Origin of the sequence: Arthrobacter sp. PAMC25564 (genome assembly GCF_004798705.1) — a bacterium.
In the GTDB taxonomy this organism is placed as follows: Bacteria; Actinomycetota; Actinomycetes; order Actinomycetales; family Micrococcaceae; genus Arthrobacter.
The window spans coordinates 3,066,950-3,080,117 of sequence record NZ_CP039290.1; the positions used below are offsets into that span (position 1 = coordinate 3,066,950).

The 13,168-nt window shown below is 64.6% G+C and carries 12 protein-coding genes and 1 pseudogene; 3 read left to right on the forward strand and 10 right to left on the reverse strand.

The window, feature by feature from the left end; genetic code table 11:
- Positions 1-339 precede the first annotated feature (339 nt).
- Positions 340-702, reverse strand: a complete 363-nt coding sequence (locus E5206_RS14340; protein ID WP_136323070.1) for a DUF488 family protein — start codon at positions 700-702, stop codon at positions 340-342.
- A 237-nt stretch (positions 703-939) separates the two neighbouring features.
- On the opposite strand from E5206_RS14340, the gene E5206_RS14345 reads away from it, so the two are divergent.
- Positions 940-1,632: a DNA-3-methyladenine glycosylase gene (locus E5206_RS14345; protein WP_205759940.1), complete on the forward strand. Its 693-nt coding sequence runs from the start codon at positions 940-942 to the stop codon at positions 1,630-1,632.
- 525 nt (positions 1,633-2,157) lie between these two features.
- Complete coding sequence (locus E5206_RS14350; protein WP_240690193.1) at positions 2,158-2,598, forward strand: hypothetical protein; 441 nt, start codon at positions 2,158-2,160, stop codon at positions 2,596-2,598.
- Positions 2,599-2,678: 80 nt separating this feature from the next.
- Here the strand turns inward: E5206_RS14350 and E5206_RS14355 are convergent.
- The 3 genes and pseudogenes from E5206_RS14355 to E5206_RS14365 all read right to left on the reverse strand — a co-directional run.
- Positions 2,679-2,795, reverse strand: a pseudogene (locus E5206_RS14355) (DUF202 domain-containing protein); the annotation flags it as partial.
- Between the two features lie 643 nt (positions 2,796-3,438).
- On the reverse strand, positions 3,439-4,878 hold the full coding sequence (gene pntB, locus E5206_RS14360) for a Re/Si-specific NAD(P)(+) transhydrogenase subunit beta (RefSeq protein ID WP_136324154.1): 1,440 nt from the start codon (positions 4,876-4,878) through the stop codon (positions 3,439-3,441).
- Between the two features lie 32 nt (positions 4,879-4,910).
- Entirely contained in the window at positions 4,911-6,467 is a 1,557-nt protein-coding gene (locus E5206_RS14365) for a Re/Si-specific NAD(P)(+) transhydrogenase subunit alpha (RefSeq protein WP_136323071.1), read from the reverse strand.
- Between the two features lie 194 nt (positions 6,468-6,661).
- Between E5206_RS14365 and E5206_RS14370 the strand changes: the two genes are divergently transcribed.
- Positions 6,662-6,949 (forward strand): hypothetical protein, encoded by a 288-nt coding sequence (locus E5206_RS14370; RefSeq protein ID WP_136323072.1) that lies wholly within the window; start codon positions 6,662-6,664, stop codon positions 6,947-6,949.
- Positions 6,950-7,183: 234 nt separating this feature from the next.
- Here E5206_RS14370 and E5206_RS14375 read toward each other — a convergent pair whose 3' ends face one another.
- Genes E5206_RS14375 through E5206_RS14400 form a run of 6 tightly spaced genes read right to left on the reverse strand, consistent with a single transcriptional unit; the run spans position 7,184 to position 13,122 of the window.
- The gene (locus E5206_RS14375; protein ID WP_136323073.1) at positions 7,184-8,332 is read right to left on the reverse strand and encodes a thiolase family protein; all 1,149 of its coding nucleotides are present in this window, start codon (positions 8,330-8,332) and stop codon (positions 7,184-7,186) included.
- A 39-nt stretch (positions 8,333-8,371) separates the two neighbouring features.
- Complete coding sequence (locus E5206_RS14380) at positions 8,372-9,304, reverse strand: cytochrome b/b6 domain-containing protein (protein ID WP_136324155.1); 933 nt, start codon at positions 9,302-9,304, stop codon at positions 8,372-8,374.
- On the reverse strand, positions 9,304-10,278 hold the full coding sequence (locus E5206_RS14385; protein ID WP_136323074.1) for an electron transfer flavoprotein subunit alpha/FixB family protein: 975 nt from the start codon (positions 10,276-10,278) through the stop codon (positions 9,304-9,306). Before E5206_RS14385 ends, E5206_RS14380 begins: the two co-directional genes overlap by 1 nt.
- A gap of 14 nt (positions 10,279-10,292) precedes the next feature.
- A complete protein-coding gene (locus E5206_RS14390; protein WP_136323075.1) occupies positions 10,293-11,063 on the reverse strand; it encodes an electron transfer flavoprotein subunit beta/FixA family protein in 771 nt (256 codons plus the stop codon).
- A gap of 14 nt (positions 11,064-11,077) precedes the next feature.
- The gene (locus E5206_RS14395) at positions 11,078-12,679 is read right to left on the reverse strand and encodes a long-chain fatty acid--CoA ligase (RefSeq protein ID WP_136323076.1); all 1,602 of its coding nucleotides are present in this window, start codon (positions 12,677-12,679) and stop codon (positions 11,078-11,080) included.
- Entirely contained in the window at positions 12,679-13,122 is a 444-nt protein-coding gene (locus E5206_RS14400; protein WP_168709355.1) for a PaaI family thioesterase, read from the reverse strand. Before E5206_RS14400 ends, E5206_RS14395 begins: the two co-directional genes overlap by 1 nt.
- Positions 13,123-13,168: the final 46 nt, after the last annotated feature.

Consider the following 13,168-nt stretch of genomic DNA (forward strand, 5'->3'; position numbering starts at 1 on the left):
TTCGGCGCAAAACCACGCCACAGGTACCGGGCCATCGATGTGCTGGATTCATCCGCTAGCAAAAAATCCGGTGGCATCCGCGAAGATTCCCAGAACTACCGTCCCCCGTGTTTCCTGGTCGGCGGAGAGGCCGACGCCGTGGAACCCGCTTCTGTGACGGCCCAATGCATTGCGGCCAGGGATTCGTACGATCCGTCCACCCCTACACGATCCTCGCACCATGCGCATTGCTCACCGCATGGTCGGGATCAGTTCCGGCCGCGTCAGTGGATCCCGTTCCCAGTCACTAATCGGGTCCTTCCCGAAGTCCTTCTCTTGGGCGCGCCGGACGTAAGCTGGCTACCGTCCTATCAGGTCGGCCAGGACATGGGCCTCACTGATGTAGGCGGCTTTGGTTGCTGTCAGCAACGTGAGCCGTTGGCCCTTAGCGAGTTCGCGCAGATGGTCAAGCGCCTGCGCCCGGGCCGGGTCTTTAAGCTCGGCCTTGTAGCGCTTGGCAAACTCGTCGAACTTGGCAGGGTCGTGGCCGTACCATTTGCGCAGCTCCGTTGACGGGGAGACGTCTTTGCACCACTCGTCAAGTGCTGCCTTGGCCTTGGTCATCCCGCGGGGCCAGATGTGGTCTACCAGAACCCGTATGCCGTCGTCGTCCTTGGTCGCATCATAGACCCGGCGCACCTGAACATCCGTTGTAGTCGACATTCCCCAGCCTCCTCACTGACTTGCGGCACGGCACTGATACCTCCCGGGGAAAAGTGACGCCCGAAGCGGCGACAGCCCCTGTGGGTCTTCGTCCTCGGTGACATTATGCTCTCCCAATCCGTGTAGGAGCCACATCACCATGAGGATGCACCGGACGGCTCAGCAGGCCTGGGCGCGCGGCCCACCTGGCGAGTTCCCCCATTCCTCGGCAGGGCGGCCGACAGGTAAAGTCGTTCCGTGAGTATTCTCCCCGGCTTCCATGCGGCGGACCGGACGTTCTTCGCCCGCGACGTGCTCGACGTTGCACCGGAGCTTCTTGGCTGCGTCCTTCAACGCACGGATGGTCACGGAACCGTCTCCATCCGGATTACCGAGGTCGAAGCATATGCCGGCGAGCGGGACCCAGGGGCGCATGCCTACCGTGGCAAGACCAATCGGAACAAAACCATGTTCGGCCCTGCGGGCCACATCTACTGCTACTTCACCTACGGGATGCACCACGCTATCAATCTCGTCACCGCGCAGCCGGATCAGCCCTACGGTTGCCTCATCCGTGCCGGCGACGTCATCGAGGGCGCGGAGCTGGCCCGCGCCCGCCGAGAAGCGAAACCACGCAAAGCACCGCTTCCCGAGCGCCGGCTGGCGTCCGGTCCGGGCTGCGTAGCCCAGTGTTTTGCCGCGGACCTGACCAATGACGGTGACGACCTCTTCGACGGCCAGTGGCAGTTCCTCGTCCCGGACGACCACACCATGGTCCCCCACATCACGGGTCCGCGGGTCGGTCTCAGCGGGCCCGGGGGCGACGGAGCAGTATTTCCCTGGAGATACTGGGTAGACGAGGCACCATCGGTCTCCGCCTACAAACCGGGGCGCTCCCCGTCATCGACCACCCGTCCACTCCGTACTACCCAGGCAGGAAGCATTGCCTGAAGGCCGGACAACGCCCGTACGGGCCACCGGCAGCGCCCTCGTGGGAGACTACTTCCGGCGGCGGCAGGGGCGTCCGGGCCGTGTGTAGCCGACTCCCCCAGTACTGCATGTAACCAGGGCCAAAGAATCGGCCGGGGCCAACCGCCCTGCGGCGGCCCCGCGGACCGCAGCAACGGAGACCCAGCTGGAACAGGCGCGGACAGCCGAACAAGGCCGCAGCGAGGCGGCCGCGGCGCGGGCAGACGCGCTGCAAAAGGCACACGAGGCGCTCCTGCCCCGCATCATGCCGGAAACCCCGGTCTCCGAATAATCCACTCCAGGCGAAAGTGAGCTTTCGGGGACGGCCGTTACGAAATATCCGTCCCTGCCTTCCAACGGAACGAGTATTACGAGGTCATAGTCGCGAGCCATCCTTCGACGGTTGCTCGCAGCCCCCCTCGGTGACGTGCGCAAACGCATGGACATGATGTCCGCCGACACCCGCTGCCTCACCCCGGCGCCCGCCTTACCGGCAGCGTCCTGCCCATCCAGGTCTGGGAAGGCGACAACCTCGCCATCCACCGCGGCCTCGATGAGCCCAAACCCGGCGACGTCCTTGTCAACGCCGTCACCAACCGGTCCGTCTTCGGCGGCATACTGGCCGAAATCTGCCTCAGCAAAGGCGTCACCGGAGTCATCATCGACGGCGCCGTCCGCGACATCGAAGAAATGAACGAAATGGGCGTGGCCGTGTTCGCCCGCGGCACCGTACCGGCTGGTCCCTCCAAGAACGGCCCCGGTTACGTCGGCAAGCCCGTCGCCTGCGGCAACGTCGTCTGCAACCCCGGCGACGTCGTCATCCGCGGTGCAGACGGAATCGTCGTCGTCCCCCAGTCCGAACTCAACGAAACCGTTCAGGCACTGCCCGGCGAGGAAGACATCGAACGACAGATCCGATCCCAAATCAAAGAAGCCGTGACGCACTAACCCCGCCGGGCAACCAACGAAACCACGAGGCTGCGGCCGCACCGCGGCCGCAGCCTCTCCCTATTTCAGCCCCCGGAGAACAGCCCGTGAGTTGGCAACCAGCGCAAAGAGATGGCATTGGCGGCGAGAAGCGCCACCAATGTGCGGCCCCAAGCCAGTTCGGTTCGTTCTGGCTGGAGCCCGGGAGCGCTGTGCAGGGCCACAGTCAGTTTTGCAGTATCAGAAAAAATGATAAGGCTGCGACGAGGGTTACCCCGAAGGCGAGCAGCGGCACGATCAAAGGCGGCGGCAACGGCACGTTGGCGCGCATGCTCCTTTCTACCGACAGCCAGCGCACGGCGGCTCAGGCCAACCCCGGATCTACCGCTATTCCGACACTCCCCTCCGCTCTGGACGAATGTTCTCCGAAGCGTCGGTGGGCCGCTGAGTCCGGCCTTTGGACCCCGGATGCTCGGCCAAACATTCGCATTGCGTGCCTGAACGGGTTTTAGGCGGGCACTGGAAAGGTGAGTCAATCCAAGAAGTCGGGATAGATCGCATTGCCACGCGGCTCCGGCTTTGGGCCGATTCACTTCCAGGGTTCCCGGGTCCAGCCTCGGCTTCAGTCCTTGAGAAGCTGCTCCAGCAGCTCGTGCCTGTAGTGGAGCAAGAACTCGTGCCGGTAGTGAAGTCCAATCCAGGGGGATGCAGTCAGTTCGTCAATATTGACAGCCTGTCGAGGTGCTGGTGCTTCTTCTGCGGAAGGAGTCCGATCCGGCACACGTGACCGGAAAGCCTTCTGAACAGGGCCATTTGGAGGAACCCGACGTCCGTGCATGGTCGCTTCTCTCGTCTGTCGTGTTAGAAGGCGCGGAGGATGTCTTCGACGCGTTGTTTGGCGTCGCCGAAGAGCATCTGGGAGTTGTCTCGGTAGAACAGTGGGTTTTGGACGCCGGCGTAGCCGGCGGCCATCGAGCGTTTGAACACGACGACGTTGTCGGCTTCCCAGACCCTGAGGACTGGCATGCCGGCGATGGGGCTGGACGGGTCCTCGGCCGCGGCGGGGTTGACGGTGTCGTTGGCCCCGATGACGAGGACGACCGAGGTCCCGTCCAGGTCTTCGTTGATTTCGTCCATTTCCAAGACGATGTCGTAGGGGACTTTGGCTTCGGCGAGTAGCACGTTCATGTGTCCGGGCAGGCGTCCGGCGACGGGGTGGATGCCGAACCTGACGTTGACGCCGCGTTCGCGGAGCTGGTGGGCGAGTTCGGCGACGGGGTACTGGGCCTGGGCGACTGCCATGCCGTAGCCAGGGGTGATGACGACGCTGGAGGCGTTGGTGAGCAGTTCGGCGGTGGCCTGGGCGGTGATTTCGCGGTGCTCGCCGTACTCTTTGTCCGCTGCGGCGGGGGCGGCGATGCCGAAGCCGCCGGCGATCACGGAGATGAAAGACCGGTTCATGGCCTTGCACATGATGTAGGACAGGTACGCGCCGGAGGAGCCGACCAGGGCGCCGGTGATGATGAGCAGGTCATTGTTCAGGAGGAATCCCGCGGCGGCGGCGGCCCAGCCGGAGTAGCTGTTGAGCATGGACACGACGACGGGCATGTCGCCACCGCCGATGGACGCCACCAGGTGCCAGCCCAACCCCAGCGCCAGCACGGTGACCACAACGAGCAGCCACAGCTGGGAGTCATTGACGTACCAGACCGTGAGGGTGATGAAGGCGGCGAGGGCGCCGAGGTTGATCGCGTTCTTGCCCGGCAGCATCAGCGGTGAGGACTTCATCCGGGCCGAGAGTTTCAGGAACGCCACGATCGAGCCGGTGAATGTCACCGCGCCGATGAACACGCCGACGAAGACCTCGGCGTGGTGGACAGCCATCAGGTCCGCGGACAGGGCCGGGGCTTCGAGGTGCCCGTTCCAGCCGACCAGTACCGCGGCGAGACCAACGAAGCTGTGCAGCAGCGCGATCAGTTCGGGCATCCCGGTCATTTCCACCACGCGGGCACGCCAGAGCCCGATGGCCCCGCCGATGAGCACCGCGGCCACCAGCAGCACCAGCCCGGTCAGGCCGTGGCCGGTGCCCCAGGCGCCCTGGACGGTCAGCCAGATGGTCGCGGCCAGGGCGATGACCATCCCGGTGATGCCGTAGATGACCCCGGTGCGGGCTTTCTCGTGCTTGCTCAAACCGGCGAGGCTGAGGATGAACAGCAGGGCTGCGACGATGTAGGCCGCCCCCGCGATCGAGTCGGCGGTCAACGGACCGGAGACGGTGTCAGACACGGTAAGGCTCCTCATAAGTGTTGCTGCTGCTGCTTCGGGTACGGCGCTCATGAACGTGCCTTCTCACCGCGGGAGAACATTGCGAGCATCCGCCGGGTGACGGCGAAGCCGCCGAAGATGTTTATACTGGCCAGCAGGACCGCGACGGCGGCGAGGACCTGCATGACCGGGTTCTCCGAGGTGACCTGCAGCAGTGCACCGACCACGATGATCCCCGAGATCGCGTTCGTCACAGACATCAGCGGGGTATGCAGGGCGTGGTGGACTTTGCCGATGACGTAGAAGCCGACCACGATGGAGAGCATCAGCACCGTGAAGTGCTGCGGCAACGGCGCCGGGGCCACCGCATTCACCAGGAACAGCACAGCAATGCCCGCAGCAAACAAGCCCGCTTTGCCCGCGGCGCTCAGGCCCGCTTTCTTCTTCGGTGTCGTGCTTTCCGCTGCCGGGGCCTGGGTCTTGGCTGCCGGCGCGGCGGAGACCTGGACCGGGGGTGGCGGCCAGGTCTTCTCCCCGTCCCGGACCACGGTCACCGAGCGCTGCACCACATCATCAAAGTCGATCCGCAGGACCCCATCCTTGTCCTTGGTCAGGAGCTTGATCAGGTTCAGCATGTTCGTCCCGAACAGCTGGGAGGCCTGGGCCGGCAACCGGGCCGGGAGATCCGTGTAACCCAGGATCACCACACCGTTCTCCGTCACCACCCGTTCCCCGGCCACGGAGCCTTCGACGTTCCCGCCCTGCCCAGCAGCCATGTCAACGATGATGCTGCCGGCCTTCATGCCCGCCACATCGGAGGCGGTGAGCAGCTTCGGCGCCGGGCGCCCCGGGATCAGGGCCGTGGTGATGATGATGTCCACATCCCGTGCCTGCTCCGAGTAAATCTCCGCCGCGCGGGCGTTGTACGCCTCGGACGTAACATTCGCATACCCGTCCGAGGACTGCATCTCTTCGGCGACCTCAACCTTGAGGTAGGTCCCACCGATGGACTTCACCTGGTCAGCGACCTCGGGCCTCGGGTCCGTCGCGCGCACGATCGCACCCAGGCTGCTCGCCGCCCCGATCGCCGCCAGACCCGCCACACCCGCACCGGCGATCAGGACCTTCGCCGGCGGAACCTTGCCCGCAGCAGTCACCTGACCGGTGAAAAACCTGCCGAATTCGTGGGCTGCCTCGATCACGGCCCGGTAGCCGGCGATGTTCGCCATCGAGCTTAGGACGTCCATCGACTGTGCCCGCGAGATCCGCGGCACGGCATCCAGGGCAAGCGCCGTGATGGGACGTGCAGCCAATGCCTCCACCAGCTCAGGGCGCAGGCCCGGGCTCAGCGACCCGATCAACGTCGCCCCGTCAGCCAGACGTCCGATCTCATCCTCGCTCGGCGGGTTAATCCGCAGCACCACCTCGCTGCCCCATGCCTCATCAGCGCCCACAATCAGGGCACCCGCTTCGGCATAAGCAGGGTCAGGGAAGGACGCTGACTCCCCCGCACCTTTCTCGACCACGACGTCGTAGCCTAACTCCAACAGTTGCCTGACCGTGGTGGGCGTCGCCGCCACCCTTGTCTCGCGGCCCAGTTCGGCCACGATCCCGATACGTGTCACTTGCGCTCTCTCTCATCCATCTGGTTAGCCCGGAAGGGGTTCCGCTCCGGGCCCGGTCGGCCTCTGTTCAGTTCTCTCTGGAGACCTCACCGCAACGCTTATGTGCCACCTCAGCTCCGGAACGGTCCCGAGCACCTCGTTGCCGAACGGCGACAATATTCTTACGAGGTACGGCGGAAGAGTGAAGCGAGGGCATGGCCGTCGCCGATGCAGCGCGGCTGCGGCCTTGTTTCCCGCTGATGAGTGTGGACGACGGCGCACGGAAAACGGCCAGGCTGTTAGCGACTCTTTTCGTGGATAGTTCCGCAGGGCACGCTGGCGTCTACCTGCACGGTGTAGCTGGTCGCATCGTGTCTGGTGATCAGGATGCCGTGCCTGTGTTCCAGGGCAGCCGGTATCAGGTGATTCACCGCCTCGCCGAGTCGGTCGTCTCTGCTTTCGGCGGAATGAACGGCGACGTCGAGGGTAAATGGGGCAGATGAGTTCATGGCTGTGTCGTTTCGGAGATTGGCGGTGGTGTGGTTGGCTAGGTGGCGGCATCCGGTTCCGGGTGTCCGGCTCGCTTCAGTGGCCTTGTCCTGCAGTGGTATCACGCTGGTGCTGAGTGGCTGCCCTCTTTGACGCTCCATGCCACGGGCAGGAGGCCGTGCCCGGGGTAAAGGGCCGAAACCGACGCATAGAGGCCGGCCTCGACCGTCAATTCAGACTAACAATCGCTAGAGCAGCCTCAGAAGCGTGGCGTTGGCCTGGCCGCCGCCCTCGCACATCGTCTGCAGTCCGTATTCAATTCCGTTGTCCCGCATGTGGTAGAGCATGGTGGTCATCAGACGCGCGCCGCTCCCGCCGAGGGGATGGCCCAGGGCGATGGCGCCTCCGTTCGGATTCAGCCGCGATTCGTCGGCTCCTGTCTCCCGAAGCCACGCCAGGACCACCGAGGCGAAGGCCTCATTGACTTCAAAGGTCCCAACGTCTCCGATCTTGATCCCCTTCCGGGCCAGCAGCTTTTCAGTAGCCGGGATGGGACCGGTGAGCATCGGCATCGGCTCCGACCCCACCACCGCGACCGTGTCGATGGCAGCGATGGGCGTCAGCCCGAGTTCGTGTGCCCGCTCGGCGGTCATGATCAACAAGGCGGCCGCACCGTCACTGATCTGTGAGGCGTTCGCCGCCGTGATCATACCGCCTTCGGTGAAGGCCGATCGTACTTCTGCCAGGCTGTCCAGGCTGCCGCCGCGCCGGATGCCTTCATCGGTGTCAAAGACACCGGCGTCAGTCTTCACCGGGACAATCTGGGTCTTGAAGGCACCGCGGTCGATGGCAGCCGCGGCTTTCGCATGGGAGGTCAGCGCGAATTGATCCAACTCCTGCCGGGTCAGCCCCCACTTCCGGGCGATCTGTTCGGCTCCGATGCCCTGGTTCGGGAATTCGTCGCCGTAGCGTTCGATGTAGCCCCGGCCAAAGGGCGACTGGCCTTCGGGTACCGCCGACCACATCGGGATCCGCGACATGGATTCGACGCCGCCGGCCACGGCGATGTCACAATGCCCGGCGGTGACGCTCGCCGCTGCAAAGTTCACCGCTTGCTGCGACGATCCGCACTGCCTGTCGACCGTGGTCCCCGGGACATGCTCAGGCCAGTCGGCCGACAGGACCGCCGTGCGAGCGATATTGAAGCTTTGCTCCCCCACCTGACTCACGCAGCCCCATACAACGTCCTCGACCAGGCCTGGGTCGATCCCGCTGCGCGACGCTAATGCCCGCAGGACGGTGGCGGACAGGTCCGCGGGGTGGATGCCGGAAAGCGACCCGTTGCGCTTGCCGATGGGAGTGCGGACTGCTTCGACGATGACTGCTTCACGCTGCATGTCTGCCTTTCGGTTTGAAGTTGGTGGGAAGGGGGTATCTCAGCGCCCCACACGTCCGAACGTGCCGGCGATCGAGCGCAGCACGATGGGCTTGGCTGCGATCCAGGCGGCGACCATAACGACGACAGATGCGGCGAAGATCCAGAATCCGACCCAGCCGTTGTCGTTGCGCGCCGCATACATGTGGTTGAGGTTGTTGAGCGCCCCGGTCGCCAGCACGAGGGTTACGTGCACGACGATGAAGGCGACGAAGAACACCATCACCGGGAAGTGGACCTTGCGGGCCACCGGGAGGGGAAAAACTCTGTCCAGCGGGGTAAAGCGCACGGCGAGCCCCGGCGACATCCGGATTCCGGTGACAAGCGCGAGCGGGGCAGCGACGAACACAACGAGGAAATAGCTCAGCACCTGCAGCGCGTTGTAGTTGACCCAGCCGTTCTCGACCGGCCAGTTGAGCGAGGCGTACTGGAGCCCCGCGGACAAGGCGTTGGGGAAGATGTCCCAACGGGTAGGGATGATGCGCGCCCACTGCCCCGTCGAAAAGAGGAGCACATAGAACAGCACCCCGTTGACCACCCATAGGGTGTCAAGGCAGATGTGCATCCACAGATTCAGGCTGATCCGCACAGGTTTACCGGCTGTCCTGATTGGGCCCGAGTTGTTGCGTGTCCAGAAGGCGTCAGGGCGTTGGATCGTGCGAACGAGCCAACCACTGCGGATGATGAACAGCAGGAAGAATGCGTTGAGGCCGTGCTGCCACGCGAGCCAGGCCGGAAATCCGACCGGCGTGAACGACGGCAGTTCCGAGGCTCCCGGGTACGTTTCCAGGAAGGACTGGCCCCCGTCACTGGCACGGATTCCCTTCGCGGCGAGAACCAGAAGCAAGAGCACCACGAGCACAGCGGGCGCGGTCCAGACCAGCTTGAACCACCGGCTCGTGCGCAGGCCTGTCATCGTGTCCGAGAACGCCATCATTGTGCTCGTTTGCCGAGGGCGTCGATGAGCTGAGGAACCACGGTGAAGACGTCCCCGACGACCCCGAAGTCTGCGATGCCGAAGATCGGCGCATCGGGGTCCTTGTTGATCGCGACGATGGTCTTGGCAGTCTGCATGCCCGCTCGATGCTGGATCGCGCCGGAGATTCCGAGCGCGATGTAGAGCTGCGGGGAGACCGTGATGCCGGTCTGACCGACCTGGCTGGTCTGGGGCACGTATCCCGCATCGACGGCAGCGCGCGAGGCACCGACGGCGGCGCCCAGGGCGTCTGCGAGTTTTTCGACAAGCGCGAAGTTTTCTTGTGAGCCGAGTCCCCGTCCTCCGGAGACGACGCGGGCGGCTCCCCGCAGTTCGGGCCGGTCGGACGCAACGGCGGCCTCATGAACCGCGTCGATGACCGCAGCCGGGGCGGCGCCGACCGTGATCGGCTGGGTCGTGAGGGTCGGCGACGCGGCATCAGCCCTGGCGTCGATCGCGCCCTGTCGCACCGTCACGATCGCGGGACCGCCGCCGGGAACTGTCGCCTCGACGGTGTACGCGCCCCCGAAGACGGAGTGGATGCCCGTGACGGCATCGCCGTCCGCCCGCACGTCGACGACATCCACGAGCAAGCCGGTCTTCAGCCGGACCGCGAGCCGGCCCGCGATCTCCCGTCCGTCAATCGAATGGGCGACCACGATGGCGGAAGGCTGCAGTGCCGCGGAAGCCGCCACGAGCGCCTCGAGCTGGGGAGCGACGAGAAGTGTCCCGACCTGATCGCTCTCGGCCACGAAGACCTGGGCGGCTCCGAGCGCGCCGAGTTGCGCAGACAACGTATCGCCCGCGCCGGGGGCCGCAACCACGACGGCGACGGGAGTGCCGAGTTGCGCGGCGGCGGCGATGAGCATCGCCGCGGTGTTTCGGACCTCGCCGTTCGCGGAGGTTTCGATAAAGGCTAGTGCAAGTGACATGGTGATTCCTCTGCTCAGATTAGGCGGCCGGCGGCCAGGAACTCCGCGATCTCATTGCCCGCGTTCCCCTCATCGATGTTCTTTGTGCCGGCGGTGCGGGCCGGCCGCTCGGTCGTGTTGACGACCACTGTGCTTGGGGCGAATCCGGAATCGTCGAGCCCGAGATCAGCCAGGGACCATACATCCAGCGGCTTCTTCTTCGCCTTCATGATTCCCCGGAAATTGGGGAAACGTGGTTCGGCGGACGCTTCGGTGATTGAGATGACAGCGGGAAGGGCGGCGTGCACTGCAACAGTGCCGTGCTCGTCGGCCCGAACGCCGCTGACTCCGTCGCTGGTGATCGCCACCGAGTCGAGGTAGGTCATGCTCGGCGTTCCGAGGTGCTCGGCGATCATCGCCGGGATGACGCCACCGCGACCGTCCGTCGCTTCGTTCCCGGCTATCACAATGTCGAAGCCGCTCTTGGCGATCGCGGCGGCGAGCACGGCGGCCGTGCGTGAGAGATCCGAGCCGGAAAGCGCATCATCCTGCACGTGCAGGGCGGAGTCGGCGCCCATGGCGAGCGACTTGCGCAGCATCTCGGTCACGGACGATGGGCCCATCGACAGAGCGATCACCTCGGCGTCCTGCGCATCCTTGTATTGGAGGGCGACTTCGAGAGCCCGTTCGTCGATCTCATCGATCACGGCGTCGCTCGCCGAGCGGTCCAGCTGACCCGTTGCTTTGGTGAGCTTACGCTCGCCCCACGTATCGGGGACCTGCTTGACGAGTACGATAATCTTCATTGATTTGCCTGTCTTCATTGATTCGTCCTTTCCTCGAATACCGGGCGATCTGAAGCGCCGGATTCAGCCGTCAGCTGTCGCTTGAGGATCTTGCCGGTTGCTGTCATGGGCAGCGAGGTCACGATCTCGATGACGCGTGGATACTTGTACGCCGCCATCTGGATCTCGCTCCATGAGCGCAACTCTTCGGCCGTGAGAGTCGAGCCCTCCTTGAGGATCACAAACGCCTTGACCTCCTCGCCGTGCACCTCGTGGGGCACGCCGATAACGGCAGCCAGGGATACCTCGGGGTTGGTGAGGAGTACTTCTTCGATCTCACGCGGATAGACGTTGTAGCCGCCTCGGATGACCATGTCCTTGGCGCGGTCGACGATGTAGTACCAGCCGTCCTGGTCGCGTTTGGCCAGGTCCCCGGTTCGCAGCCAGCCATCCTTCATGACCTCGGCCGTCGCCTCGGGGCGGCCGAAGTAGCCTTTCATGACGTTGTGCCCGCGCACCGCGATCTCGCCGACGACGTCCGCACCATCAAGGGTGTTCCAGTCATAGTCGATAAGCCGGACCTCGATGCCCCAGATCGGGAGACCCACCGAGCCGGGCCTGGGCTCGGAGCCCGGCGGCTCGGAGAGCACCGACGGCGAAGTTTCTGAAAGCCCGTATCCCTCGAGCACGTGAATTCCGAAGCGCTTCTCGAACCGGTGCAGGACGTCGACCGGCAGGGGCGAACCTCCGGACAGCGCCAGGCGGAGGTTCTTTGCGATCCGCTCGACGTCGACGTCGTCGGTGACGGAATTGAGCAGGCTCCAGTACATGGTCGGGACGCCGGAGAAGAAAGTGATCTCCTCGCGCTCCATCAGGGCGAGCACCCGCTTGGGCTCGAACCTGGGGAGCATAACGAGGGTGGAGCCGGTGGCGAACCCGGCATTCTGCGTCATCGTCTGCCCGAACGAGTGGAAGAGCGGCAGCGTGACCAGAAAGCGGTCGGGGCGATCCGGCGAGGAGCCGCAAAGCCGGTTGGCTGCCAGCGCGTTGAGGACCATGTTGCTGTGGGTGACCTCAGCGCCCTTCGGTTGCCCCGTGGTGCCCGAGGAGTAGAGGATGACCGCGGTGTCGTCCGGCTTGGTGGCTACCGGTTCAAAGGTGTTCGACCGGCCGGCAATGGCCTGCGCCACGGTCTCCACGCCGCCGAGCGATGTTGCCCCCTCCGGCCCGGACGGAATCGCAAAGAAGCTCTCGCACGTACTGGTGGCCCCAAACGCCTCCCGCCCCGTTTCCCCGGTCGGCAGTTGGTCGGAACCGTCGAAGCAGAAGTACACGCGGGCACCACTGTCCTCCAAGTGGTAGCGCACCTCGCGTGTGCGCAACAAGACGTTGAGCGGCACGACCACACCCCCGGCCTTGAGGATTCCGTTGTATATCACTGGGAACCACGGCACGTTCGGACATGTGAGAGCAACCCTGTCCCCCGGCTGGATCCCGCGCGCGAGAAGGAGGTGCGCAACCTGGTTGGCGAGCGACTCAAGCTCGGCGTACGTCAGCCGCTGGTCCCCGAAGGCGACGGCATCGCGATCCGGGAAACTGCGCGCACTGTCCTCGAGCAGCATCGACAGGTTTAGCATCAGCTCTCACTTTCATGCCTGGGACGTCCCAGTGCCATCATCGTCGACTGCACGACGACGATCAGCTGACCGTCGGAGCGCGACACCGTTGTGCTGTAGACGCTGGTACGACCGGCGGAGGCAATCGGTCCCGTGCAGACGGCGCGCAACTTATCACCCAACGGACCGGCCGCGAGATAGGTAATGGTCGCCGACGATGTCACGTTGGTAACGTTCCCAAGGTTCGCGGCAATGCCGACCGCAGTGTCGGCGAGGAAATAGCTAAGGCCACCATGAGCGATCCCGACACCGTTGGCGTCGTCCTCGCCGATCACGAAGACAACCTCGACGGCGTCCTCGGTTACGGCGGCGATCTCGACACCGCGGGAACATGAAGCCGGATCCTTGGCCAAGAAGCGCCGCGCCGCGCCCCAACGTTGCTCGACCAGCTGTTGGTCTACCACCCGTAACACTCCCTTTCGCAGTCCTTTTGATAAATCTAATCTAAAT